The sequence below is a fragment of the Pseudomonas cerasi genome (assembly GCF_900074915.1).
Lineage (GTDB): Bacteria > Pseudomonadota > Gammaproteobacteria > Pseudomonadales > Pseudomonadaceae > Aquipseudomonas > Aquipseudomonas cerasi.
The window spans coordinates 3,814,995-3,839,436 of record NZ_LT222319.1; the positions used below are offsets into that span (position 1 = coordinate 3,814,995).

The 24,442-nt window shown below is 58.2% G+C and carries 29 protein-coding genes; 19 read left to right on the top strand and 10 right to left on the bottom strand.

Going from position 1 to position 24,442, the window contains the following annotated elements; genetic code table 11:
• The 4 genes from PCPL58_RS19395 to PCPL58_RS19410 all read left to right on the top strand — a co-directional run bounded on the left by PCPL58_RS19395 (position 1) and on the right by PCPL58_RS19410 (position 5,430).
• Positions 1-1,755 carry an AAA family ATPase gene (locus PCPL58_RS19395; RefSeq protein ID WP_065350210.1) on the top strand — a complete coding sequence of 585 codons (1,755 nt, stop codon included), beginning with the start codon at positions 1-3 and terminating at the stop codon, positions 1,753-1,755.
• Between the two features lie 62 nt (positions 1,756-1,817).
• Positions 1,818-2,429 carry a 3'-5' exonuclease gene (locus PCPL58_RS19400; protein WP_065350211.1) on the top strand — a complete coding sequence of 204 codons (612 nt, stop codon included), beginning with the start codon at positions 1,818-1,820 and terminating at the stop codon, positions 2,427-2,429.
• Positions 2,430-2,438: 9 nt separating this feature from the next.
• Positions 2,439-3,212, top strand: a complete 774-nt coding sequence (locus PCPL58_RS19405) for a hypothetical protein (RefSeq protein ID WP_065350212.1) — start codon at positions 2,439-2,441, stop codon at positions 3,210-3,212.
• A gap of 49 nt (positions 3,213-3,261) precedes the next feature.
• Positions 3,262-5,430, top strand: coding sequence for a DNA cytosine methyltransferase (locus PCPL58_RS19410; RefSeq protein WP_005740787.1), 2,169 nt, complete (start codon positions 3,262-3,264; stop codon positions 5,428-5,430).
• 63 nt (positions 5,431-5,493) lie between these two features.
• On the opposite strand, the gene PCPL58_RS19415 is transcribed toward PCPL58_RS19410, so the two are convergent.
• Complete coding sequence (locus PCPL58_RS19415; protein ID WP_065350213.1) at positions 5,494-6,150, bottom strand: hypothetical protein; 657 nt, start codon at positions 6,148-6,150, stop codon at positions 5,494-5,496.
• A 157-nt stretch (positions 6,151-6,307) separates the two neighbouring features.
• Between PCPL58_RS19415 and PCPL58_RS19420 the strand changes: the two genes are divergently transcribed.
• A complete protein-coding gene (locus tag PCPL58_RS19420; protein ID WP_005740790.1) occupies positions 6,308-6,979 on the top strand; it encodes a hypothetical protein in 672 nt (223 codons plus the stop codon).
• A 2-nt stretch (positions 6,980-6,981) separates the two neighbouring features.
• On the opposite strand, the gene PCPL58_RS19425 is transcribed toward PCPL58_RS19420, so the two are convergent.
• Entirely contained in the window at positions 6,982-7,200 is a 219-nt protein-coding gene (locus PCPL58_RS19425; RefSeq protein ID WP_005740791.1) for a hypothetical protein, read from the bottom strand.
• Positions 7,201-7,368: 168 nt separating this feature from the next.
• Between PCPL58_RS19425 and PCPL58_RS19430 the strand changes: the two genes are divergently transcribed.
• The 6 genes from PCPL58_RS19430 (at position 7,369) to PCPL58_RS19455 (ending at position 12,843) form a co-directional block, all read left to right on the top strand.
• Positions 7,369-7,560: a hypothetical protein gene (locus PCPL58_RS19430; protein ID WP_005740792.1), complete on the top strand. Its 192-nt coding sequence runs from the start codon at positions 7,369-7,371 to the stop codon at positions 7,558-7,560.
• Positions 7,561-7,619: 59 nt separating this feature from the next.
• Positions 7,620-7,835, top strand: a complete 216-nt coding sequence (gene xisR, locus PCPL58_RS19435) for an excisionase family protein (protein WP_003378582.1) — start codon at positions 7,620-7,622, stop codon at positions 7,833-7,835.
• On the top strand, positions 7,832-9,085 hold the full coding sequence (locus PCPL58_RS19440) for a site-specific integrase (RefSeq protein WP_005740793.1): 1,254 nt from the start codon (positions 7,832-7,834) through the stop codon (positions 9,083-9,085). Before xisR ends, PCPL58_RS19440 begins: the two co-directional genes overlap by 4 nt.
• Before the next feature lie 406 nt (positions 9,086-9,491).
• On the top strand, positions 9,492-10,418 hold the full coding sequence (rbsK, locus tag PCPL58_RS19445; protein ID WP_065350214.1) for a ribokinase: 927 nt from the start codon (positions 9,492-9,494) through the stop codon (positions 10,416-10,418).
• Positions 10,419-10,447: 29 nt separating this feature from the next.
• Entirely contained in the window at positions 10,448-11,779 is a 1,332-nt protein-coding gene (gene fucP / locus PCPL58_RS19450) for an L-fucose:H+ symporter permease (protein WP_058396584.1), read from the top strand.
• Positions 11,776-12,843: an aldose 1-epimerase family protein gene (locus PCPL58_RS19455; protein ID WP_065350215.1), complete on the top strand. Its 1,068-nt coding sequence runs from the start codon at positions 11,776-11,778 to the stop codon at positions 12,841-12,843. Before fucP ends, PCPL58_RS19455 begins: the two co-directional genes overlap by 4 nt.
• A 5-nt stretch (positions 12,844-12,848) precedes the next feature.
• Here PCPL58_RS19455 and deoR read toward each other — a convergent pair whose 3' ends face one another.
• Positions 12,849-13,613, bottom strand: a complete 765-nt coding sequence (gene deoR, locus PCPL58_RS19460; protein WP_042931039.1) for a DNA-binding transcriptional repressor DeoR — start codon at positions 13,611-13,613, stop codon at positions 12,849-12,851.
• Between the two features lie 108 nt (positions 13,614-13,721).
• Here deoR and deoC point away from each other — a divergent pair, with 108 nt between their 5' ends.
• Entirely contained in the window at positions 13,722-14,402 is a 681-nt protein-coding gene (gene deoC / locus PCPL58_RS19465; RefSeq protein WP_065350216.1) for a deoxyribose-phosphate aldolase, read from the top strand.
• Positions 14,403-14,435: 33 nt separating this feature from the next.
• On the opposite strand, the gene PCPL58_RS19470 is transcribed toward deoC, so the two are convergent.
• The 5 genes from PCPL58_RS19470 to PCPL58_RS19495 all read right to left on the bottom strand — a co-directional run bounded on the left by PCPL58_RS19470 (position 14,436) and on the right by PCPL58_RS19495 (position 18,968).
• Positions 14,436-14,684, bottom strand: a complete 249-nt coding sequence (locus PCPL58_RS19470) for a hypothetical protein (protein WP_065350217.1) — start codon at positions 14,682-14,684, stop codon at positions 14,436-14,438.
• A 372-nt stretch (positions 14,685-15,056) separates the two neighbouring features.
• Positions 15,057-16,082 (bottom strand): sensor histidine kinase, encoded by a 1,026-nt coding sequence (locus PCPL58_RS19475; protein ID WP_065350218.1) that lies wholly within the window; start codon positions 16,080-16,082, stop codon positions 15,057-15,059.
• A 10-nt stretch (positions 16,083-16,092) separates the two neighbouring features.
• Positions 16,093-17,553, bottom strand: a complete 1,461-nt coding sequence (locus PCPL58_RS19480; protein WP_065350219.1) for an ATPase domain-containing protein — start codon at positions 17,551-17,553, stop codon at positions 16,093-16,095.
• Positions 17,554-17,676: 123 nt separating this feature from the next.
• A complete protein-coding gene (locus tag PCPL58_RS19485; RefSeq protein WP_232002826.1) occupies positions 17,677-17,985 on the bottom strand; it encodes a hypothetical protein in 309 nt (102 codons plus the stop codon).
• Between the two features lie 725 nt (positions 17,986-18,710).
• Complete coding sequence (locus tag PCPL58_RS19495; RefSeq protein ID WP_065350221.1) at positions 18,711-18,968, bottom strand: DUF1652 domain-containing protein; 258 nt, start codon at positions 18,966-18,968, stop codon at positions 18,711-18,713.
• Positions 18,969-19,183: 215 nt separating this feature from the next.
• Here PCPL58_RS19495 and PCPL58_RS19500 point away from each other — a divergent pair, with 215 nt between their 5' ends.
• From PCPL58_RS19500 to PCPL58_RS19510, 3 genes are all read left to right on the top strand, one after another.
• Positions 19,184-19,687, top strand: a complete 504-nt coding sequence (locus PCPL58_RS19500; RefSeq protein WP_065350222.1) for a cupin domain-containing protein — start codon at positions 19,184-19,186, stop codon at positions 19,685-19,687.
• A 261-nt stretch (positions 19,688-19,948) separates the two neighbouring features.
• Positions 19,949-20,479 carry a hypothetical protein gene (locus PCPL58_RS19505; protein ID WP_003436676.1) on the top strand — a complete coding sequence of 177 codons (531 nt, stop codon included), beginning with the start codon at positions 19,949-19,951 and terminating at the stop codon, positions 20,477-20,479.
• Positions 20,480-20,545: 66 nt separating this feature from the next.
• Positions 20,546-20,914, top strand: a complete 369-nt coding sequence (locus PCPL58_RS19510) for a c-type cytochrome (protein ID WP_065350223.1) — start codon at positions 20,546-20,548, stop codon at positions 20,912-20,914.
• A 66-nt stretch (positions 20,915-20,980) separates the two neighbouring features.
• On the opposite strand, the gene PCPL58_RS31560 is transcribed toward PCPL58_RS19510, so the two are convergent.
• Entirely contained in the window at positions 20,981-21,151 is a 171-nt protein-coding gene (locus PCPL58_RS31560) for a DUF6021 family protein (protein WP_003371575.1), read from the bottom strand.
• A 157-nt stretch (positions 21,152-21,308) separates the two neighbouring features.
• Between PCPL58_RS31560 and PCPL58_RS19520 the strand changes: the two genes are divergently transcribed.
• Positions 21,309-21,728, top strand: coding sequence for a DUF4124 domain-containing protein (locus PCPL58_RS19520; protein WP_065351083.1), 420 nt, complete (start codon positions 21,309-21,311; stop codon positions 21,726-21,728).
• A 1-nt stretch (position 21,729) separates the two neighbouring features.
• On the opposite strand, the gene PCPL58_RS19525 is transcribed toward PCPL58_RS19520, so the two are convergent.
• Positions 21,730-22,059: an EthD family reductase gene (locus PCPL58_RS19525; RefSeq protein ID WP_003371573.1), complete on the bottom strand. Its 330-nt coding sequence runs from the start codon at positions 22,057-22,059 to the stop codon at positions 21,730-21,732.
• Positions 22,060-22,211: 152 nt separating this feature from the next.
• Between PCPL58_RS19525 and PCPL58_RS19530 the strand changes: the two genes are divergently transcribed.
• The 3 genes from PCPL58_RS19530 to PCPL58_RS19540 all read left to right on the top strand — a co-directional run bounded on the left by PCPL58_RS19530 (position 22,212) and on the right by PCPL58_RS19540 (position 24,415).
• Entirely contained in the window at positions 22,212-22,505 is a 294-nt protein-coding gene (locus tag PCPL58_RS19530; protein ID WP_003405751.1) for a DUF6388 family protein, read from the top strand.
• Between the two features lie 125 nt (positions 22,506-22,630).
• Positions 22,631-23,320 (top strand): crotonase/enoyl-CoA hydratase family protein, encoded by a 690-nt coding sequence (locus tag PCPL58_RS19535; protein WP_003371569.1) that lies wholly within the window; start codon positions 22,631-22,633, stop codon positions 23,318-23,320.
• A 123-nt stretch (positions 23,321-23,443) separates the two neighbouring features.
• Positions 23,444-24,415: a magnesium and cobalt transport protein CorA gene (locus tag PCPL58_RS19540; protein ID WP_003371567.1), complete on the top strand. Its 972-nt coding sequence runs from the start codon at positions 23,444-23,446 to the stop codon at positions 24,413-24,415.
• The last annotated feature ends 27 nt before the right edge of the window (positions 24,416-24,442 follow it).

Here is a 24,442-nt window from a genome sequence, read left to right on the forward strand (position 1 = left end):
ATGAAAATCGAATCGATCTACATCGAAAACTTCCAAGGCCTGAGCAACGCCAACCTGGAGCTGACCGCGCCCATCACCATGGTGTGCGGTCACAACGGTGCCGGTAAATCCAGCCTGAAAGAGGCCATCGGCCTGGCACTGGGCGAAGCCGCCCGCGTCGCCAAGAAGGGCGACTACAAGATGCTGATCACCGAGGGCCAGAAGAAAGGCCAGATCATCATCGGGCACGACGGCGCGGCCAGCACCATCACCCTGCCCACCGGCAAGGGTGAGCGCACCGACGTGGATGGCCAGGAATATCTGCCCTTCGTGCTGAACCCGGATGCTTTCGCCAAGCTGGACGACAAGGCCAAACGCTCGCTGTTGTTCGCGCTGACCAAATCCAGCGCCAAACCTGCGGTCGTGGCCGAGAAGCTGCTGGCCAAGGGTGCCGATCCGAAAAAGGTTGAAGCCATCAAGCCGCTTTTGCTGAGCGGCTTTGCGGCTGCTCAGGAACAGGCCAAGTCGAACACCAGCGAAAGCCGGGGCGCGTGGAAGGCCATCACCGGCGAGGCCTACGGTACCGAAAAGGCTGAATGCTGGGCTGTCTTCATCGACGAGCTGCCAGAGGGTGTGCCCGAGGTGACGCCAGCGGACCTTGAGGCGGCGCAAGCCGAGCAAGGCAAGGCCGCGATAGAGATCGACAAGGGCAACCAGTACCTGGGCGAGCTCAAGGCGAACCTGAACGCCAGCGCCAACTGGGCTGCGCGCAAAACAGACCTTGAAGAGAAAGCGAAACTGCTGGACCGGGAGCGCGCAAAGCTGATCGCAACCGAGGAATCACTGGCAGAGTGGCAGCCAAAGCTCAAGCAATGGCAGGACGCTGTCCAGGCGTACAACGGCGAATCGCCGTGCGAGTGCCCGAGCTGCCACGTCAAGTTGAAGGTTGTGGGCCAGCAGGTTGAGGTGTTCAAGGGCAAAACTGCCGACGCCAAAAAGCTGACCGAGGCTCAGGCGGAAGTGAAGAAGGCCGCCGAGGCCGTTAGGCTTCTTGAAAGCACACGTAACAATGACCGACTGCGGATCGATGCAGCCCTTGCCGCCCAGCGTGACCTGGCTGCCCACATCGAAAGCACGCCGCAAAGCTCCAGCGAAGCCGATATCACTCGTTGCGAAAGTGCCATTCAGGTGCAGCGTGATATCCGAACCCGCGCCGAGGCCAAAGCGACTATGGTCCGGGATCGTCTGAACACCATCGCCAACGCTGGCAAGATTGCTGCCGACGCCGCTAAGCACCACAAAGACGTGCTGGACTGGATTCTGATCGAGAAGGCTCTCGCTCCGGACGGCATCCCCGGTGAAATCCTTGCCGGGGCGCTGCAACCGATCAACAACAGCCTGAAACGCCTTTGCACGCTCGCTGGCTGGCCGGTCACTGCCATCGGCGGCGACATGGCAATCACTGCCGGTGGCCGCGCTTACGTGCTGCTGTCCGAGTCTGAGCGCTGGCGGTGTGATGCGCTGATCGGCACGGCCATCACCATCGCGTGCGGCCTGAAACTGATCGTGCTGGACCGCTTCGACGTTCTGCTGCCAGCAGTTCGCGGCCAGTTGTTCGGCATGCTGGTTGCGCTGGCCAGGTCCGGCGATATCGAAACTGCCATCGTGTGTGGCTCGCTCAAAGAGAAGCCACCCAAGATGCGTGACGAGATTGACACGGTGTGGATCGAAGGCGGCATAGCCGGTGGCGACGTCCAGTTGCAGCAAGCCAGCTAACCGAACCCACGCAACACCACAGAGCGCCTACGGGCGCTTTCTTTTCGCCTGGAGAAAACCAAATGTCCCAACTGATCGCGATTTACGACACTGAAACCACCGGCCTGCCGCTATTCCGCGACCCAAGCGATGATCCGCGTCAGCCTCATCTGGTCGATATCTGCATTCTGCTCTACACCCCGCAAGGCGAGCTGGTTGATTCATTCGAAGCGATGATCCGCCCAGACGGCTGGGTCATCCCTGACGACGTCGCAGCGATCCACGGCATCACCACCGAAATGGCGCTCGAGCATGGCATTCCGGAACAGGAAGCCTTGGGCGGTTTCCTGCGCGTCTACGAGAAGGCTGGTCTGCGGGTCGCGCATAACGTCAGCTTCGATGACCGTATCATGCGTATCGCCATCAAGCGGTTCATCGGCGAGCAGGCAGCGAACGAGTTCAAGGCCGTGCCGAACTACTGCACCTGTCAATCGAGCAAGAACATTGTTCAGTGCCCGCCCACCGCCAAGATGATCCGTGCAGGCTTCGGCAAGCAATACAAGGTCCCGACCGTGGCCGAGGCCCTGCGCCACTTCACCGGCGAAGAGCTGGTCGGTGGCCACCGCGCGCGCCCGGACACCGAGGCCTGCGCCCGCATCTACTTCGCAATGAACCCGCCTGCGCAGGTGGCTTGAGGTAATCAAATGGTCATCACCGAATCGCGCATTGTTTGCCAGTTCAGTTGCGGTGCTGCCTCGGCGGTGGCGACCAAGCTGGCAATCGCCGAGTACGGCGCCACTCACGACGTGCAGATCATCAACGCATTCCTCGCCAACGAGCACGAAGACAGCCGGCGCTTCCTCGCGGACTGTGAAGCGTGGTTCGGCAGGCCGGTGACCGAGCTGCGCGATACCAAGTACGGCGCAGACATCATCGAGGTCTTCCGGCGTGAGCGGTATATGAAGAATCAATATGGCGCTCCCTGCACCAAGCTTCTCAAGCGCCGGCTACTGGATACATGGAAACAGCCAGGTGACGTCATGGTCTTCGGTTATACAGCCGAAGAGCAGGATCGGCTGGACACATTCCGGGAGCGAAACCCTGATCGCCCTGTCATCGCGCCACTGATTGATCGCGGCTTGGGCAAGGAAGACTGCAAGGCGATGGTCGAACGAGCAGGCATCGAACTCCCCTTCATGTACCGATTGGGTTACGACAACGCGAACTGCATCGGCTGCGTGAAGGGTGGCGAAGGATACTTTCGCGCGATCCGAGAAGATTTCCCGGAGCAGTTTGAGGCGCTGTGCCAGGTGCAGGACACTCTCGGTTCTGGCTCCTACCTGCACCGCAATAGGACGACCAATGTGCGCTTTTCACTGCGCGATCTGGGCGAAGGCCCGGTGCGTCGCAACGAAAAACTGCCTTCATGCTCCTTTTTTTGCGAGATGGCCGAAGCCGACATTATCGCATCCGCGTAACTGACTACCCCACCTCCAATAGATCACGGCACACAGCCGAGGATGAACTATGTCCGCTCACCAGAAGAAACACCCCTTCGATTTCAAAACCCAGTACGGCCTTGGCTTCAATCCGCAAGACGATGAGATCGTTGTGGACTTTTTTTGCGGTGGCGGCGGTGCTGGGACCGGGCTTGAAATGGGCCTTGGGCGCACCGTCAGCGTGGCCAAAAATCACAGCGCAGCGGCGATCAGCATGCACACTGTGAATCACCCGGGTGCGAAGCACTTTACGACCGACGTGTTTGACGGCGATCCGGATACGGAATGCGGTGGCAAGGCCGTGGGCTGGTTCCACATGAGCCCGGATTGCACCCACCACAGCCAGGCAGCCGGCGGCCAGCCGCGTAAACGCGAGATCCGCAACCTGTCGTGGATCGGCTTGAAGTGGGCAGGCAAGAAGAAGCCCCGCGTCATCAGCCTTGAGAACGTGAAGCAGATCCTGCAATGGGGGCCGCTGGTGGCCAAGCGCGATAAAGCGACTGGCCGGATCCTCAAGCTGGTGCCAGGCGTGAACAAAAAGGGCAAAGAAGTGCTGGTGAAGGTGGTTGCCTCACCCGGCGAGATTGTTCCTGTAGGTGAGCAGTTCCTCGTCCCAAACCCCGAGCGCAAAGGCAACACCTGGAAACGTTTTGTGGAGCTCCTGGAGCAGCACGGTTACGTGGTCGAATGGCGAGTGATTAAGGCGTGCGACTTCGGCGCGCCCACCAGCCGGGAACGCCTGTTCATGATTGCCCGCTGCGACGGGCAGCCGATCGTGTGGCCGGAGCCGACCCACGCCAAGCGCCCCACCAAAGGCCAAAAGCCTTGGAGGACAGCGGCCGAGTGCATCGACTTCACCGACCTGGGCAAAAGCATCTTCGGTCGCAAGAAAGACTTGGCTCCCGCCACCCTGCGCCGGGTCGCCAAGGGCATGAAGAAGTTCGTCATCGACAACCCCGCCCCGTTCATCGTCCCGATTGCGAACTGGTCAGGTGAGACAGTGCAGTCGGCCAACGAGCCGTTGCGCACCGTGACGTCATACCCAAAAGGCGGCGCATTCTCGGTCGTCAGCCCGGTCATCGCACCGGCGACCCACCAAGGCAGCGACCGCATCAACGATCCTTTGGAGCCACTGCCGACAGTTACTTGCGCCAACCGTGGCGAGCTGACGCTGATCAGCCCTACCCTGATCCAGTCTGGCTACGGCGAGCGCGAAGGCCAGCAACCTCGCGTGCCGGGAATCGACCAACCGCTGGGAACGGTCGTTGCCGGAGGAGTGAAGCACGCGCTGACGAGTTCGATTCTCGTGGGTGCTGGCGGGCCAGTGTATGCAGGCAAGCCGGTGGCGGCAGATCAGCCCGTCGGGACATTGATGACGCGGAATCACCGAGCGGTGTCCACTGCATTCATGGCTCAGATGAACGGTGGCTTCAACACTACCGACGCCAAAGGCGCTGACGAGCCTATGACGACAATCACCAATACTGGCAGCCAGCAGCAACTGGTGACCGCGACGCTGATCACCAACACAACGGGCCACGGGCCGACGAATCTTGAAAGTCCGGTACCGACCCTGACAACTGGTCAGCACCACGCTCTTGTGGCCGCAAACCTGGTGCACCTGCGCGGTAACTGTGATGCGCGGGACGTGAATGATCCGCTGCACACGATCAGCGCCGGCGGCCAGCACCACGGAATGGTGACAGCATTCATGGAGCGGCAGTTCGGTGCCAGCGTCGGCCAGCCTCTGGATGAGCCAGCGCCTACCGTTACGGCAGGTGGAGGCGGTAAAAGCTCTGTCGTATCGCTCAGGCTCTCCCCGGAGCATGAGGAAGGTGCGCTGCGCGTTGCCGCGTTCCTGATCAGTTACTACGGGACCGAAAACGTAAGCGGCGCGGGCGAACCGTCACCAACGATCACGACCAAAGATCGCCTGGCGCTGGTCACCGTCATGGTCAAGGGCACGCCCTACGTGATCGTCGACATCTGCCTGCGAATGCTCAAACCGGCCGAGCTGTACAAGGCCCAGGGATTTCCCGCCGACTACGTCATCACCCACGGTGCCGACGGCAAGCCCTTCAACAAAACCCAGCAGGTGCACATGTGCGGCAACAGCGTCAGCCCGCCGCCGATGGCTGCACTTGCTCGAGCAAACGACCCGTGGCGCACATCAACTCAACACCAGGTGGCAGCATGATCAATCTCTTCTGGCGACTGCTCGCCAAGCTACTCGCGCGCCCGGCAATCGCCGCCTAGCTAATCACCCCTTGACCAATCTTAGATGAGGGCGAGACCTAGGCGGCGGCAGGAACTCCGTCTTCGCAGATTCGACGATATCGCCCAGCGCCGCTAAGTAAATTTTGCACAGCTCACTAGTACTAAGCTCCCTTAAATGCTCTGGAACCGACTCAGGCATACTATGAAAAACCTGCTTCGCCTCAACAAGCGATGATGGTATCTGAACGTAGTATTTAATCGGCTCTCCGTCCCCAATATCCAAAAGCCAACCGGAACCCCCGGTTTCGTCACCGACGAAAAAGCCAGTGCTATCAAACGGTGGTTTTTCGAGACCGCTGAGTATATTGGAGTTAAAGGACTTAACATTAATCTCCCGATTAACGTCTAACTGCCCTCGTTTTTCAAGATTGTTTCTGGCTTCAACAAAGTATTTCATTAATGGATCTGCTTTCATTCGTTCCTGATGGGGGCTGTACCAAGCAGTAAACTTTTGCTCGCCGACAATAGTTTTTAGATTTTGTATAACAAATGTTACTGACCTGCCAAATACAAGTACGTTCCGCAATCCGGCAGATTTTTGCTCAGGAGGTCCGAAATTCAAAATATTTAATCCGAAGTGCGCGGTACTTAAAGTTTGCTCCGTACGAACAAGAGCTTGCTTTACTTCTTCGATGTCCATGTATGGTTTCTTCCAGTATTTTCCGTTGAAGTTTTTCGCTCGCCTGCGCTATCGCGCACAGTTCGGCGAATACCGCGGTATCTGGTGACAGTGTATGTCAACTGGTACCTAACATGTCTTTCGTAATGATCCTGCCTTCGATGGGCGGGACGGAGCTATGCCATTGATCAACCAAACCAAAGAACGCCCCATCCTTTTCTCGGCTCCGATGGTGCGCGCCATCCTGTCGGACCAGAAGACAGTCACGCGGCGAGTGGTAAAGCCGCAGTACTGCGAAGGGCCGTGGTCCGTAAAGCCAGCACTTGAGTCGCATCATTCTGGCCATAGCCACGACTGGTGGCTGCCTACCGGATCCCAACCTTATGCAGCCCTGCCTAAATGCCCATACGGCAAGGCGGGCGACCGGCTGTGGGTGCGCGAGACCTGGTACTGCGATCACTTCGAAGTTATGCGCGGGCCCTACCTCAAGCCGGATGACTTGGACATAGGTGAAGCGCACAACGACGGGACGCTGGTCTATGCAGCCGACGGACTGGCCCCTTACGAGCAGGAGCAGCCAACCTGGAAGCCAAGCATCCACATGCCGCGCTGGGTCAGCCGCATCCTGCTGGAGATCACCGATGTGCGTGTAGAGCGCTTGCAGGAAATCAGCGAAGAGCAGGCGCTGGACGAGGGTGTCATGAGCTGTAAACAGGACATCGACCCAGACGGAAATGACTATTCGCCGCAGGAACTGTTCGCCGGGCTCTGGACGATGATCAATGGCGACGGCTCATGGCAGTCGAACCCGTGGGTCTGGGCCGTCGAGTTCAAGCGCGTGGCGGCGTGAGCCTACCGCACCATAAAGATCAGCGCTCCCCGGTCAGTCATCGCCATACCGTACTTGAACCGGCCCAGGTACTGCTCGTGCATTGAGTAGACCCGGTCGTCGATGATTCTGAAAATGAGGGTCCTGCCCGACCAGATGTTGCCGTCGGCACCGCGCTGACCCAGCTTGGCGTTGTACGGCCCGTATACCTCGTTCGTGGTTGTGGTGCATTCCATGACCATGCATCTCCTTGGTGCTAACCCAGCGCCTGCTGGCTGCTTGGACCATAGCAGTAATCGGCAGTACCTGCCTGATATCCCCTTCCCCTTTACAGCCTGCCGGTGACCGGCGGGCGAGGTGTACCCATGAAAGCATCAATAAAAGTAGAACCGAGCGGTTCAGGAATCACGATGGGCGTCGTCCAGCCCAGCGCGATCAAGTGCCCGAAGTGCGATTACAAGGGGCACGTCCAGCTTATTACGACCCGTGCAGTTTACTGCCCTCAATGCTTCGATGACTTCATCCGTCAGCACGTACCCGTGTTAGTGCCAGACCCCGAAGGCAAGCCGTTCGATCCGAGCTGCCTTACCGTCAATCTGTAATCCCTTCCGCCGCCCAGTGCGGACCAGATCAAACTAAATATAATTGAGGACCGCCAATCATGGCCGCAATACAGAAAGCTGAATATCAGGTTCACCCAGGACTGTGGTTCCGTCAGGAACTGCTGCTACCAATCTTCGGAATCACAACCGAGGCCGCTCGCAAATATCGATCAAACGGGTTGTGGCTGGAGGGCAAGCACTGGCGCAAAGACCCGGCAAACCGGGTAGTTTACAGTCGTCAGGCGATAGAAAAATGGATGGAAGGAAGGCCATGACCGAGAAGCTGCCAACAGGCGTCGAGATCCAAGGAAACCTGCTGCGCATCTCGTTTTACCTCAACGGTCAACGATGCAAGGAGCCGCTGGCCGGTGTTCCGAAGATCAACAAGGCCTCGATTGCCTACGCAAATAACAAGCGCCAGACGATACTCGCAGAGATAAAGGAAGGCCGGTTTGATTACCTCGCGCACTTTCCAGACTCCGCGCGGGCGGCAGCGCTATCTGGCCGGGCGGGCGGCGACTCCAAGCGTACAGTCACAGAGGGGGTTGTGCGCTGGATGGAGGTGCAGGTGGCCAGGAAGGCGAGCAGCACCAGCCGAAACTATCAGTCCAAGGCAAAACACGTTACGGCGAAATTCGGTAAACAGAGAATTGCAGACGTCAACAAGAGCGATCTGGAGTTGTTCCAGGCTCAGCTACTCAAAAGCGGACTGTCACCAAAGACGGTGAACGACATTTTCACCGTAGTGCGCGGGGTCTGGGGCGATGCCTATGCCGATGGGGCCATTCGCTCTAACCCGCTTGAACGAATAAAGAACATTGAGCGAGACGCGGATGATGACAGCGCGGACCCATTCACCAGGGACGAAATGGAGAAACTGAGCAAGATCAAAACAGCTCGGCAACAAGACATCAACATGATCCTGTTCGATTGCTGGGCAGGCCTATCTGTGTCTGAGTTGATCGCGTTGGGGTGGGATGACGTAGATCTGGAGAGCGGCACGATCATGGTTCGACGTGCGCGAGTTGAAACGGAATACAAAATCCCGAAAGAGAAGAGTCGCGCCAGGCGCGTGGAGCTGATTGATCCCGCCATACACTACCTGCGCGCACAGCATGCGATCACGCTCGATCTGCCGGCCGTCACGATTGATGTCGTTCAGCGCGACAATATTACGGTGAAGCGAGAGAGCGTGCGCTTTGTGTTCCGAAACGGCCAAAGCGGCGAGCCGTGGCACGCGTCCAGCGTCGGCCGTTGGTTCGGCGGGCATCTTAAATCTGTCGGCGTTCGACATCGAGGGCCGAACCAGTGCCGCCATACATTTGCCAGCCAGGCTCTGTCGAGCTACGTGCCTGTAGAGTGGGTGGCTCGACAACTGGGCCACACCGACACCACAATGGTGAAGAAACACTACGGTCGATGGATACCTGGTGACACGAAGAGCCTTGCTGGCCTCGTATCGCAGATGATGGGTTTCCGGCCTGACGACAAAGAAAACAGCTCGCCGAAGCTAGGACCATTTTAGGACCAAGCGCCAGCCGCCTAAGACCGCTACAGGCCAGCTTAATGTCGATACCCTCAAGCCCTAAGCGGCCTACAGCGGCATAGGTGCATTGGTAGAAGGGTTCGAATCCCTCCTTCACCGCCATATTTGAAATACACAAAACCCCTGAATTCTTCAACGAATTCAGGGGTTTTGTGGTTTCCGGGGTCTGAAAAAATGGCCGTGGAATCAATTATTCAGGGGCACGCCTCACGCGCGCGACAACCCCGTCTCCGCTCTAAAACGGCCACCAAAACGCCCTACAGGCGTTTTGATAGCGCACGCTCACATCAAAAAATAAAGATTGAATCCTCACAGAAAATGTTATTTAAATAACATAAATAAAGCCGTCGAGGCTTCCATCGGCGCTGGTGAGGTCAAAATAACAATGAGCAAGATTGCAGTCATCGGCAGCAACATGGTCGACCTGATTACTTACATCGAACGCATGCCTGCCCAAGGCGAGACGCTCGAAGCACCGCGTTTTGCCATGGGCTGCGGCGGCAAGGGTGCCAATCAGGCCGCTGCCGCAGCGCTGTTGGGCGCGGACGTGCTGATGCTCAGCAAGGTCGGCGACGATGCTTTTGCCGATACCACCCTGGCCAACTTTCAACGGCTGGGCATTGATACGCGCTTCGTCGAACGGGTGCCGGGCGTGTCGAGCGGCGTGGCGCCGATCTTCGTTCAGGAGAACTCCCACAACAGCATTCTCATCGTCAAAGGCGCCAATGCCCACTTGAGCCCGGCCGATATCGACCGGGCCGAGGCGCAGCTGCGCGATTGCGCGTTGATTGTGCTGCAACTGGAAGTCGAGCTGGCGACCGTTTACCACGCCATCGCCTTCGCTCATCGGCATGCCATCCCGGTGCTGCTCAATCCGGCGCCGGCCTTGGCCGGCCTGAGCCGCGAGCACCTGGCGCAGCTGGATTTCCTGATCCCCAACGAAAGCGAGCTGGCACTGATCAGCGGCCAGCCGGTGACGTGCGCCGAAGAGGCGGCTCAGGCGGCACGGCAATTGGTCACGCTGGGTGTACGCCACGTCATCGTCACCCTGGGCGAACAAGGGGCGCTGTACGTCGGCGCCGAAGGCGAATGGCAGGTGCCAGGGGTCAAGGTTCAGGCGCATGACACCACCGGTGCCGGTGACGCCTTCATTGGCTGCTTCGCCCGGCACTGGAGTCAGGACGGCAATATTCGCCAGGCCATGCACCAGGCGGTGGCCTACTCGGCCTGCTCGGTCACCGGCCTCGGCACGCAATCTTCTTACCCCGATGCGCCGACGTTTGCGCGCTTCCTCGACGCATCGGCCAACTGAAACTCACCAGCATCTCGCGGAGAACAATAATGAATAAGCCTGCGCTGCAACAAACCCCGGACGGGTTCTACCTGAACCGTACGCCGTGGTTCGCCTTCCTCCTGCTCTGCAGCATCTTCGCCCTGTGGGCGGCGGCCGCGAGCATGAACGACGTGCTGATCGCGCACTTCAAGAAGGCCTTCCTGCTCAGCGACTTCCAGACCGCTTTCGTCCAGTCGGCGTTCTACCTGGGCTACTTTTTCGTCGCCATTCCGGCGGCACTGGTGGTGCGCCGCTTCAGCTACAAGACCACCATCCTCATCGGCCTGATGCTGTACCTGTTCGGCTGTGCCCTATTCTTTCCGGCGGCGTCGACCGCCAAGTACGGCATGTTCCTGATGGCACTGTTCGTCATCGCCGCCGGCCTGTCGTTTCTCGAGACCGCGTGCAACACCTATTCGACACTGATGGGGCCACGGGAAACCGGCACACGGCGCCTGAACATCTCGCAGACCTTCCACCCGTTCGGCGCAATGACCGGGGTATACGTCGGCAGCTTCGTGATGTTCAAGGACACCGACGCCACCAGCGAACAGTTGGCCCAGATGAGCGCCAGCGAGGCAGCAGCGCAGCAATTGCAAATGATCCAGTCGACCCTGCTGCCGTACAAATGGATGATCGCGGTACTCATATTGATGTTCATCCTGATCGCCATCACCCGCTTCCCCGCGTGCAAGGGCAACGGCACCGTCAGCGAATCGCGTTCGAGCATCGGCCAGAGCCTCGGCCGCCTGCGTCGCAATCCGCGCTTCTGCTTCGGTGTACTGGCGCAGTTCCTCTACGTGGGCGCGCAGGTCGGGGTGTGGAGCTTCACCATTCGCCTGGCCATGCAAATGGGCGGCATGAACGAGCGCAGTGCCTCGTGGTTTCTGCTGACCACCTTTGCCGCCTATTTCATCGGCAAGATGATCGCCAACCTGTTGATGCGCAAAATGCACCCGGCCAAAGTTCTCGCGGTGTATGGCGTGCTGTGCATCGCGCTGCTGGCCTACACCATCCTGGTGCCGAATATCACTGCGGTGTATGCCGCCGTGGGGGTCAGTGTGTTTCTCGGGCCTTGCTGGCCGACCATCTATGGTCTGACCATTGACGGGCTCGGCGAGGACACCGGTGTTGGCGGCTCGTTGCTGGTGATGAGCATCGTTGGCGGTGGCGTGATGCCGATTTTCCAGGGCCTGCTCAGCGACGCCAATGGCGGCAACATGCAGATTGCCTATAGCGTGCCGCTGCTGTGCTTCGTGGCCATCGTGATGTACGCAGTGTACTGCATGCGTCAGCCGCAACCGGTGCTGGGTGGTTCGGCCACGGCGGTGGCGCAATGAGTGGCGAAGCGTTGCGCCTGCCGCTCTACCCCCAGCTCTGGGACCAGACCAGCCGGCTGCTGCTCGAATCCGAGAATTTCAGCGTGCGTGCCTGGACCTACCCCAGCGGGATCAAGGCGCTGTCACTGGAAAACAGCCGCGGCAAGCTGGTGATCCTGCCCTGGCAGGGGCAAATGATCTGGTCGGCCGAATTCGACGGCATTGATTTGACCATGCTCAATATGTTCACCCAGCCGCGGCCCAGTGCCAGTGTTATCGGCACCTACGGCTGTTTCATGTTTCACAGCGGCCTGCTGCGCAACGGTTGCCCGGGGCCCGAGGATGACCATGCGCTGCACGGCGAAATGCCCTGCGCGCCGATGGACGATGCCTGGCTGCAGGCAGGCGAAGACGAGCACGGTGCGTATCTGCGACTTGGCGGCACTTGTGAATACGTGCAGGGCTTTGGCGACCATTACCGAGCCAGCCCGAGCGTGACCCTGCGCCCGGCCAGCGGGCTGTTCGAGATCGGCATGCAGGTGGTCAATCTGGCCGGCAAGCCCATGGACCTGATGTACATGGCGCACATGAACTACGCCTACGTCGACGGCGCCCGCCTCACCCAGCCCCTGGGCTGCGAGCGCACACGGGTGCGTGCCAGCGTGCCGGCCCATGTGCGGCCGACGCCGACCTGGAGCGCCTATATAGCAGAACTGAGCGAGGACCCGACCCGCCTCAAGGTGCTCGACTCGCCCGCGCTGTATGACCCGGAAATCGTCTGCTTCTTCGACGACGTGCGCAGCGACGCTCAGGGGCAGGCGCACTTCTTCCTTGATCATCCCGACGGCGCAGCGTTCTACACCCGCTACAGCCCCCGGCAATTTGAACATGCTGCGCGCTGGATCCTGCATAACACCGATCAGCAGGTGGCGGCCTTCATCTTGCCGGCTACCTGTGAACCGGAGGGCTACCGCGCCGAACTCGCCAAAGGCAACGTGCGCAGCCTCGCGCCCGGTGCCAGCGCCGAGTTCAGCCTGACCACCGGTTACCTGAACGCAGCCGAACGCCGGGCGCTGCAACCGTGATGCTTCTAGATTACAAGCTGCGCCCCGCCAGCCTCGATGGCCTCGCGGTAGCTACGCGGGATTTTCTTATCGCTGACCACGCAATGGAAATCGCTCAAGGCACCGAAGTGCGCAGTGCGTACGGCGTCGAATTTGGAGTGATCGGCCAGCAGCAGGCTTTGCCGGGCCTGGCGCATGACCTTCTGCTTGACCTCCACTTCGTGGAAGTTGAAGCAGGTGACACCACAGTCCAGGCTGACCCCGGCCGCCGAAACAAAGGCCCAGGTCAGGCGCACGCCATCGAGGATGCTGGTTTCGGCATGGCTCTCGAACACCTGGTTCTTGCGGTGGAACATGCCGCCGCACAGGACGATGCTGCAGTTGGGTTTCTGTTGCAGCTTGAGCAGCACGTTGAGCGAGTTGCACACCGCGGTGAACTCCAGCTCGTCGGGGATGAAATCGACCACGAAGGGGATCGTCGTGCCACAGTCGAAAAACACCGTGTCGCCAGGCCGGATGAAGGTGGCGGCCAGCTTGCCGATGCGGCGCTTCTCCTCGACATGACGGGTGTCCTGCTCGCTGACCCGGTAATCCCCCGGTTCAGGATCATCATGGGCGCGGGTGATGTAGCCGCCCAGCAGCCGTAACTGCTCGGGGTGCCGGCTGAGGTCACGGCGCAAGGTCATTTCGGACACATCGAGCAGCGCCGCCATCTCCCGCAGATGGATTGCTTTCTGATCTTGCAGGGCCTGTTGAATCTGTTTGATGCGGTCGTTTTTCTTGACGTCCATGGGCATCCCGGCAATCCGTTGGAGGTGTCGCTAGAGTAACACCAAGTGTTAATTTTTTAACTTATGGGTATCCACCCAAGTGTTTTTACTGATGACAGGAATCCCTTGATGAATTCACTCGAACCCGCTGCACTGGCCCAGGCCATCGATCACACCTTGTTGGCGGCGGATGCCAGCCGAGAGCAGATTGCAACACTTTGCGCCGAAGCCCGGGAGCACGGTTTCTACTCGGTGTGCGTGAACTCCAGCCAAGTGCCTTTTGCCGCTCGACAACTGGCGGGCTCTGCCGTGAAGGTCTGTGCGGTGGTGGGCTTTCCGCTGGGCGCCGGGCTGAGTGCCAGCAAGGCGTCGGAAGCAGCCCTGACGATCGCTGCCGGCGCTCAGGAAATCGACATGGTGCTGAACATCGGCTGGCTCAAGGACGGCCTGTTCGATGAGGTCCGCGACGATATCGCCGCGGTGTTGCAGGCCTGTGGCAAGGTGCCGCTCAAAGTGATCCTGGAAACCTGCCTGCTCGATGAAGCGCAGAAAGTCCGCGCCTGCGAGATCTGTCGCGACTTGGGCGTGGCATTCGTCAAGACCTCCACCGGCTTCAGCCGCAGTGGCGCGACGCTCGAGGATGTGGCGCTGATGCGCCGGGTGGTCGGCCCTGACATCGGCGTCAAGGCGTCTGGCGGTGTGCGTGACGTGGCCACGGCCAGAGCGATGATTGAAGCCGGCGCAACACGCCTGGGCACCAGTTCCGGGATTGCGATCGTTACAGGCGCAGGCACGGGGGCAGATTATTGAGTCTGCGGGCTTTGACATCAAAGCCCGCTGCACTTAGCTCAGATCGATCACACCGGTCATGGCCGTGAAATGGCTTTGCTTGTGCTGAACCTTGTCGAGAACCTCCGCAGGGGTCGACTCGCGAAAGACCACCATGTGCCCGACGTCCTTGCCGCCCTCGGTCACGCGCTCGATATCGTTGATCATCCAGGTGGTCAGCTCTTCGGCCGTAATGCCCAGTTCGGCCGCTACTCGCTGGTGAAGGCGCTCGGCGTCGTATTGATTGAATTGATCGCTGTTCATGGGGGTAGCTCCTTCAAGGGGTGTTAAGTTCAGGCCTCGGGAGGGCTTCACAGTTCAGTCGGGTTTGAGCGGGCGGATTGGGCATCTGTGGCATCAACGGCACGGGCTCGCGGCGAATCTGTTCATTATCAATGCCTGATTGCTTTACACAATCAGGAACGATTCACATGTCCGGACGGGAGAGGATAATTAGCGTTCTACAGATGCAACACTAAGGCACGATCGTCAGTGAGCATTAACAAGCATTAGCACAGAAATTCAGGGCATTGCAGGCGCTGAATCCAGGTTGATATGAGGGAGTAAATACCGAAGCGCAGTCGAAACAGTGGGTGCATGTACCGCACGGAAAGCCTGTTTTGCGTCTGGACGCCGTCAATGGCTCGCCAAGGGTAGTTTCATTATAAACTCGCTCCCCTTACCTTCTCCCTCACTAGTACCAGTCACCGTACCGCCATGGGCTTCGATCAACTCACGCACGACCGTCAGACCAATGCCCAGGCCTGCACCGTTGAACCCCACCGCGTGAACATCCTGTACAAAGGGCTCGAAAATAAATGGCAGCGCGCCAGCAGTTATACCAATACCGGTATCGCGGATAAGTATTTCCAGGTGTTCGGCTTGAGTTGTCGCGGTCAGAGTGACCGTACCACCGGCAGGAGTATACTTCGCTGCGTTGCTCAGCAGATTGCCAAGGATTTGAGCAAGGCGAGCAGAATCGCCCTTAACCATCATCGTGCACTCCTGCAGTTGCGAACTGAAATGCAGGTTATGAGCGACCATGATCGGGGTGCAGATCTCTATTGCCTCATGGATTGTTTGAGCCATATCGACAATGTGGCAATCAAGGCGAAATTTACCGGTGCTGGCGCGGGCGATGTCGAGCAAATCTTCGACCAATCGGGACATCTGCTTCACCTGCCCCTCAATCAACATCTGCATACGGGGTAATTCTTCGCTAGGCACACATACCAGCCTGCCAGCAATCATGCTGATGGGCGTCAGTGGATTTCGGAGTTCGTGGGCCACCTGGTTCAGAAAGTTGCGTTGCTGATCCAGCGCATGTTCCGCTGCAACCTGGAGGTCTCGTGCGCTAAGCGCGGCTATTACCAATTGCTCGTTTGCCTCGCGCATCTCGAGGTACATGTTCTGTTCTGTCTGCGCGCTTTCCGGATTTTCCACATCCGATTGCGCGGCTAGAATTGACAGTACCAACTGCTGGTTGGCCTCGATCAATTGCTCGACGTGGCGATTATCGACGAGTTTGGCATTGGTCTGGTTGAGTTCCTTATGAACCGCTGCCAGCGCCGCACGCGCTGCGACCGTTTTCTGGCCGAGAAGGAACAGTTCGCGTGCTGCGGCCGCCGTGGCTTGCGCATTCTTGCCGTTGCCCTCGCTCATGATATTTCGCTCATCCTTCGAATGTGACCATACGCTGTTGGGTCGGGCGCCCCCCTAGCAAGCCTTCCTTATTCGGCAACATGTCTCCAATCTGCAAGCCATCATCGTCGATACAGTACAACCTTAGTTCATCGGAGTGAGCACTGGCCCGCACCTTGACCACAGCCATGATTCGCAACAAACGGCTCTCAACCTCAATGTAGCGCTGGACAATGATTGCGTCGGTCAGAAATGCCGTACCGTAGGGACTGAAGCGCAGATCGGTGTAACGGTCTTCCAGCTCGGAGGTCATTAATACGCTGACGCCTGCACTGGTGAGCGCCGTGACCATGCGCGACAGCGACTCACGGAAATCCTCGCGGAACGTCGGGGCCAGGGCTAGTTCGAAGCCTGACAGGGAGTCGATCACGACGCGTGTGGCATTTAGTCGGCCGATCTCGTGCAACAGCAACTGGACGATTTCGTCAATGGACAAATCCGGCGCGCGGCTATCGACCAGACTGACTGTTCCATCCTTGATCAAGCCCGCGAGAGTGGCATTCTGGGAGTGGTTGGGGCGTTGCTCGAATACCGCGATCACGCCGGTCTCGCCATTGCGCGCTCCCTCCGCCAGGAACGTCGCAGCGAGAATGCTTTTGCCCGACCCTGATGGGCCTGCCACCAATAGGGAGTAACCACGGGGCAAGCCACCCCCGAGCATCTCGTCAAGTTGTGGCACACCCATTTTCAGGCGCTGTATCGGAAACGTCACGGGCAGGTCAACATGGCTGATGGGCGCCGGTGCGAAAACCTTTATGCCTGAGGTGGCGATACGAAAGGTGTGCAGTCCCGGCAGCGTCGGCTGGCCGCGCATCTTCATGATTTCCATTTTGCGCACCATGGAGTTGCGCTGCACGCTCTGGCGCAACCAGATCAGACCGTCGGCCACGGTGAAAATCGGGTTGGTGTCAGTTTCGTTGAAGTATTCGCCAATCAGGAAGGTCGTTGCTTGCCAAGTGGTCATCAACATGCCCAGTTGCTGAACGAACTGCGGCAAATTGTTATTGGGGTTGTCCTGGGTCTGGCTCGCCAGCACCACTGAGCGAAACGAGTCGACGAACACCAGCGCCGGAGAGTATGCCTCTACCTCAGCGACGATTCGGCGTAATACTTCATCCAGATCCCCCGCCAGAGTGTCACTGGCCAGGTTGATGTAACGGATCGACTGGTTGATGGCTTCGTCGTCGAAAAAGTCAAATTGCTGTTGATAACGCAGCATCTTCAACGGAGGTTCGCCGAGCACGGTGAAGAACAATGCCGGACGCTCGGGCGTTGCCAGGGCGAACATCATTTGGTGCGCCAGAGTGGTTTTGCCACAGCCAGGCGGGCCGGCGATAAGATTGAACGAAAACTCCGGCAATCCCCCGCCCAGTACCTCGTCCAGTCCTGGCACCCCAGTGGCCAAGCGGTTGATAGTCACTTTGGTGTTCATGGCGAATTTTCCTGCGCAGATGTGTCGCTCAAAGAAGGTTTCCACACATCACGAAGCAAACGTGCGGTGAGCGAGGGCCCGATCAGCTTAGTGAGCAGTTCGTAGAAGGTGGTCAGCATCACTTCACCAAACAACAAAGGCGTCTGCTTCGCTTTCTGTAACGAGTTCAGAATTAAGCGTGTTCAGATCCGGCGCGGTTTGCACACGATCGGATATGTGGGCCAGGTGCGGCTGGCGGGAGGCGCAGAGATGAAGGCTGCGTCGATGAAGCGCCGCGACCCCCTGCTGACCAATGATGGGGGTAAGTGCTGCGTGCATAGCCTCCAAAATCGAGACCGTCGCTTGCGCGATGCTTGCAGTATCAGCATTCGGGCCAACCCGGTACGCCAGAGCAGCTACGATCTGGCGGCTCTCTTCGTTTAGCGCGGACATGGCTAGCTGATTTCTGATGGGTAGTCTTCGATAGTACACCCTGTAACGAATCACAGAGTCCTATTGGCCAGAGAATCTTCTTCACTGTCTGTCATGGATCGGACCTCAGGAGCACAGGCCCGCTGGCTCACAAAAGCTCATCACCGACGCCCGACCTGACGACCCCGGCATTCAAGAGGCGTCGGGCGAAGTATTCTGGAGTTATCGTGTCGTCGGTCATACCGCGACCCAACGGCAATCTGATCCCTAAAACTTTGAAAGAGAACGGCATGAAAGTGCCTTCGCATGCTTGGACGATCAAGAACTTTCGTGATCTGAATGAATATAGGGTTGAGATCATCAGAAGATCGAAGCAAGCATGCGCGGAACGACGATACCCAAGGAGTGGCTTATCGGTACATTGAATGATCCCGAGATTCATAGACAGATCGGTGATCGGCCTTCCTTGCACCTGACCTTTACGGCTATTGAAACCACCAAGATACGCCTGTAGGGAATATCAATATTCAGGAACAGGTCAGACGAATACACGAAATGCGTCGAAGCCGAGCTCAATGAATGAGCAGTGAGTCCTGTTGGGCATTCGGTCGGAGTGACTGCCTATGCATTTGCCCACCGCTACCCACTGCGAGTAAAGAGCCTTGTCAGGGTTGAAGGTAACTTCACCCTGAAAGATGCTTTCTGGTCATCACTGATACAACGCAATCAACATACGAGCCCAGCCCCTACGCCATCCTCCTCAGGGACAAATCCATCAACCCCATCAGGTCTCGTTGTTCTCTCAGCGAAAGCACCAGCCGTGCGATGGATCGGCTGCTGTCTACCTCGGACAGGGACAGCCCCGTTACGTAGAGCTGGATATCACCTGACTCGGGATGGAGAAGCTTCACCGAGAAGGTTTCATTTGGCGCTACAACGCACTCACACCTTGAAGGCAGAAAAGCTGTCTCAAGAACGCGCTGAATGTCGGGTTTTGAAAACATGGTGCGTCCTCTGGTAGGGGCCAAATCGTGATTTGAAGTGTAGACGAGTTTCAGGTGAATAGGTTTCCGAGTTGCGCAACGGATGCATGCGGCGCGACGGGCTTTTTGTGGCGGCTGCCTGGGGCTGTTTTTTCCTGATCGAGGTAACTGCCTGCAACACCTCACGCGCTCTGGTCTAAAGTACCCTCTTCTGAACTCATCGAGCGTCGACCGACATGAATGAACGCGCACGTGAACTGGCGTCTCGTCTGATTCGCAATTTCAATGAGGCTCACCTCGAACATGAAGTTCGTGAACCGCTCTATGAAAGCTCGGCAGCCCGCCTGGGCACAGGCACGGCGGCACAAAAGCTCGGGGCCTCGATTGATGTCGTCGCGCCGGGCAAGCGCTCGTGCCCTTATCATTTTCAACATGCGCAGGAAGAGATGTTCGTGATCATCGAGGGCGAAGGCAGTTTGCGTGTTGCGGGCGAGATGCTGCCGATCAGAACGGGTGACATCGTATTTATCCCCGCGGGTGCCGATTACCCGCACCAGATCATCAATACCTCACAGGCGCCGCTGAAGTACCTGTCGATCAGCACCCGGGAAACGCCCGAAGTGTGTGAGTACCCGGACTCGGGCAAGTACCAGGCGATGGTTTCGGTTCAAGGGACCCGAGTGTTCACCGCCAACCAGCGGACCACGGAAAACCTCGATTACTGGGACGGCGAGCCGTGATTTGAATTGTTTGTAAATTGTATCTGGCAGTTCACGCTTTTTTCACGTTCGCGGGTTTATTGTTAACTCAATTCCCAGCAAGACCTTAAGCCCGCTACCCCCCATCGCGGGCTTTTCTTTGTCTGCGATTTGAGCATGCAGCGTCTGGCATGGGTCAAGAGACATCAGGGACACGACTGCTCAAGCAAGCGTCGGGCAGACAGGGAACATCATGCAGAAAACGATTTCCAAGCCCTACCTCCCGGATGAAACCCTGCAATCATGAAAAACACCCTGAAAAAACTGCTCCTCGCCGTTGCGTGTCTGGCGGCTGCTCCCGCGTTCGCTGCGTGTCAGATGACGCCGGTGGCGTATGACATGCCTTCGCAACGTCTGGACGAGGCCTTGCAGCAACTGGCGCATCGATCCGGCTGCCCGGTGAAGGTCGATCTGGGCGCGGACAGCAGCAGAAAGGTCAAGAAATTCAAGGGTACGTTCACGCCGGATCAGGCGCTTTGGCTGGTGTTGAAGAAAACCGGGCTGGAGGGCTATGTCGAAAACGACGGGCTCACCGTTGATCGTCGAGGCCAGGACTTCGTAAACCAGCGAGCAACTGAGCTACGCACGGCTATCGATGAGGCTGGCACACGGATGGAAGCCAGAAAGAAAAAGCGCTTTCTTCACCAGCTGGAGACCATCGAAGCCGGAGCGAAGAAACTGGTTCTTGAGCAGAGCTTTGTCAGCGCAGCCGAGATGGCGAGTTACAAGCGTGACTTCGACGAACTGTCGAGCCAGATACCGGCCAGCAAGTGATCCCGCGATAATTGCGCTAACATTTGCCACTTTTGAGCAAAAGGCCGAACGCGCTGTGGATGACCGATGAAAAAAACCGCATTACTCCTCTTGGCACTGGCCCTGCCTGCGCTTGCTCAAGGCGCGGGTGATGCAGAGGCCGGGAAAGCAGTCTTCACCCGCCTATGCTCCGGCTGTCACAAGATCGGCCCTTCTACACGCAGCGCATTTGGCCCGCCCCTCAACGGCATCATTGGTCGTCAGGCGGGGCAACAGGAAGGCTACGTTTACACCGACGCGATGAAGAACTCGGGGCTGGTCTGGACGCGCGAAGAGTTGCGCACGTATATCAAGGACCCGAGCGAAGTTGTCCCCGGCACTCGCATGAAGCTTTGGTGGATGGGTAACGATGAGCGAATGGAAGATCTGCTGGAATACCTGGATGCCAACAAGTAGTACGAGGGGGTAAAGCGAGGTTCGGCTATAAATCGCCCCCGGTACTCACCGAGGGCAATCTGTCAGTTACTTGTCCGGTGTGTAAGGCGGGTAATCATCCTTGCTGCCTTTTTCGGTCGCAGGAGTCTTTGCAGGCTCGGTAGGGTCGATCTGCGGGTCTTTGGCGTCCGGCGACTTCTCGTCGAAACCCTGATCGTTGTTGTTTCCGTTGCTGCTGCCTGGCTGGGTGCCGGTCATGTGCGCCTCCGTTTGTTAAATTCAGGACCTGATAGTCAGAGAGCCTGTGGACACAGCCGTGCGATGTGTCTGACGAACGGACCTGGCAGAGGGATATGGCAGCGGCAAAGAGCAAATGGTAGCCTTGCGCCATGCTTGCGTCTGCCGGGAGTACATCATGAAAAGGCTTTCAATAACGCTGTCGATGTTCGCTTTGCTGGGCAGTGGCGCAACATACGGCGAGATCTTCAAATGCACATCACCTCAGGGCAAGGTGAGTTATGCATCCATCCCCTGCGATGGAAGCGCGCAAAGCGTATTGCAACGCCAGGGGCCGCCATACATGCGATGGGACGACGAGCCGTTGGACTATGTTCACAAGACCAACCTCAAGGCGACCGAATACCTGAAGGTCGGCGGTCGCACTCGGGTGCAGGTGATCGAGACCGAGCGCTACAAGGCCTTCCAGCGAAACCGCCCGCCTCCCCCGAACGTCCCCTCGCAGTGCCAAAGCCCGCATTACGACAGTCAGTGTTTCGATCCGTCGGGTGGAATGTCCTCGAAAAAACGGCCGGCCCTTCAGGACAGCGCTCGATAACTTACAGAACGTTTTTCACATCGGCGCGCACTTCGCTGATCTGAATTTCAGGGATCAGGTCGGTGTAGTTGATGATATCGGCATTGATCTGTTTTGAATGCGGACCCATGCCGGCTTCAAAGTCTTCAATGGAATCACAATAAATGTGGCACATGCCTATATACACGGGGTCCGAGCCTGGCGTTGCCCCGCCTATGCCTCGGTCCACGCTGTAACCCTTGCAGTACGTGCCCATCAGCTCCTGCACCAGCGGCATGTGTTTGTCACGATAGTAATCGTGGTCGAAACGGGCACCCTCTTCATACGCATACAGCACGCTGACTTTGATCATAACGACAGGCTCCTCTTCAAGTGATCGATAAATTCGTGCGGACAGCCGCTTGCAAGTGCTGACACCAAAGGCCACCTCCCTCACAATCACGCCGTCTTGCCGGGCTACTCCAAGAGACAGCCTGGCTATCGAAACGTTTGAGGAAAAACCACATGAATACGCTTGAGTGGAACGAGGCCGCGCTGGCGAAATACCTCGCGACCCATCCGACCCTGAAGGATGAGATCAGCGCGTTGAGCCCCAAGGAGCAAAAGCAGCAAGTGCAGTGGGCGTTCGAAGACGAGGCCGAGAGCCAGGGTATCGAAACCTGGGAGCTGGCACTGGAACTGATTGCCGAGTCGCCCGAACAGTTGCAGAGCATGCGTCTGGAAGCACACCGCCAGGTCGCCGAAGCGCTGGGGATGGACTGGGAAGAATATTGCGGATTCAACGATATCCAGCCATGACGCAGAGCGCAGTCGGCGCTGAATCCGCCATTGATCGGCACGCCATTCAGTGACCCGGCAGTCAGCGCTTTACCTGCTCCCTATGGATGAGTAACGTCTGCTCACTTCAATAAAGGAATCACGTCATGAGTGATCTGGTCTCATACCATCTGGACGACGGTGTCGCCACGCTGACCCTGAACAACGGCAAGGTCAATGCCATTTCCCCGGACGTGATCGTTGCGTTCAACGCCGCGCTGGACCAGGCCGAAAAAGATCGGGCCATCGTTATTCTCACCGGCCAGCCGGGCATTCTGTCGGGCGGTTACGACCTCAAGGTCATGACCTCCAGCCCCGAGGCCGCGATCGAGCTGGTCGCACAGGGCTCGACGCTGGCGCGGCGCATGCTGTCGCACCCCTTCCCGATCATCGTCGCCTGCCCCGGCCACGCGGTTGCCAAGGGCGCCTTTCTGCTGCTGTCCGCCGATTATCGAATCGGTGTCGCCGGGCCATTCAGTATCGGTCTGAACGAAGTGCAGATCGGCATGACCATGCACCATGCCGGTATAGAGCTGGCGCGCGATCGCCTGCGCAAATCGGCGTTCAATCGCTCAGTGATCAACGCCGAGATGTTCGACCCTGAAGCAGCGATGGCCGCCGGTTTCCTCGACCGCGTGGTCAGCGTCGAGGAGCTGCAGAGCACCGCGCTGGCCGTCGCCGGGCAATTGAAGAAGATCAACATGAGCGCGCACAGGAAGACCAAACTCAAGGTCAGAAAGGCCTTGCTCGACACGCTGGAGGCAGCGATCGAACAGGATCGGCAGCACATGCTCTGAGGCTCGACCGAAGCCCGCGCCAACGGGCTTTCGTTTATCGGCGAACTCATACGCATTTGATCAATCTGATCAGCGACCGCGCATGTTTTTGCGCCACTGACAAATTGAAGAAGCGATAGCACCATGGGTCGAGTTGTTGCAGCAGCGGTGTACAGCAAGGGTAAAAAAGTCCGTGATATCACCCTCGATGAGGGCGCCGCCTGGGCAGCCAAGCCCGATCACTTCGTCTGGATAGGACTGGAGCAGCCCACCAACGCGGAGCTGACCAGCCTCAAGGAGCAGTTCAATCTGCATGAGCTGGCCCTTGAAGACGCGCTGGAGGTGCATAGCCGTCCGAAGCTGGAAACCTTTGGCGATGCACTGTTCATCGTGACTTACGCCCCCGTACGCGACAACGGCAAGCTGCTATTCATCGAAACCCATATCTTCGCCGGCAAGGGCTACGTCATCACCTCGCGCAACGGCCACTCCAAGTCCTACGGACTGGTGCGTCAGCGTTGCGAGGCCAGACCACTGCTGCTGGAGCACGGCGAAGACTTCGTGCTCTACGCGCTTCTGGACTTCGTGACCGAGAACTATCAGCCGGTGACCGAAGCCATTCACGCCGAGCTTGAGCAACTGGAGCAGAGCGTCATCGGTGGCTCGTTGCGCGAGTCCGACATCCAGCACATTCATGCCCTGCGCCGCGACCTGTTACGCATGCGTCGCTACGTGGCACCCATGGTGGAAGTGGGCGAAGAATTGCAGAGACTGAGTTTTCCGTTCATCGACAAAAACATGCGCCCCTACTTTCGCGATGTCGAAATTCACGTCAAGCGCCAGATGGAAGACCTGGGCAACCTGTGTGACATCGCCAGCCAGACGATCGAAATCGGCCTGCTGCTGGAGTCTTCGCGGCAGAGCATCGTGCAACGCAAGTTCGCCGGTTGGGCAGCGATTCTGGCGTTCCCGACAGCGATTGCCGGCATCTACGGCATGAATTTCGAGAACATGCCTGAACTCAAGTGGGAATACGGCTACTTCATCGTGCTGGGCGTCATTCTGGGCGGGTGTACGGCACTGTTCGCCAGCTTCAAGCGCTCCGGCTGGCTATAAACCCGCCACTGCAACCTCATTCAAACA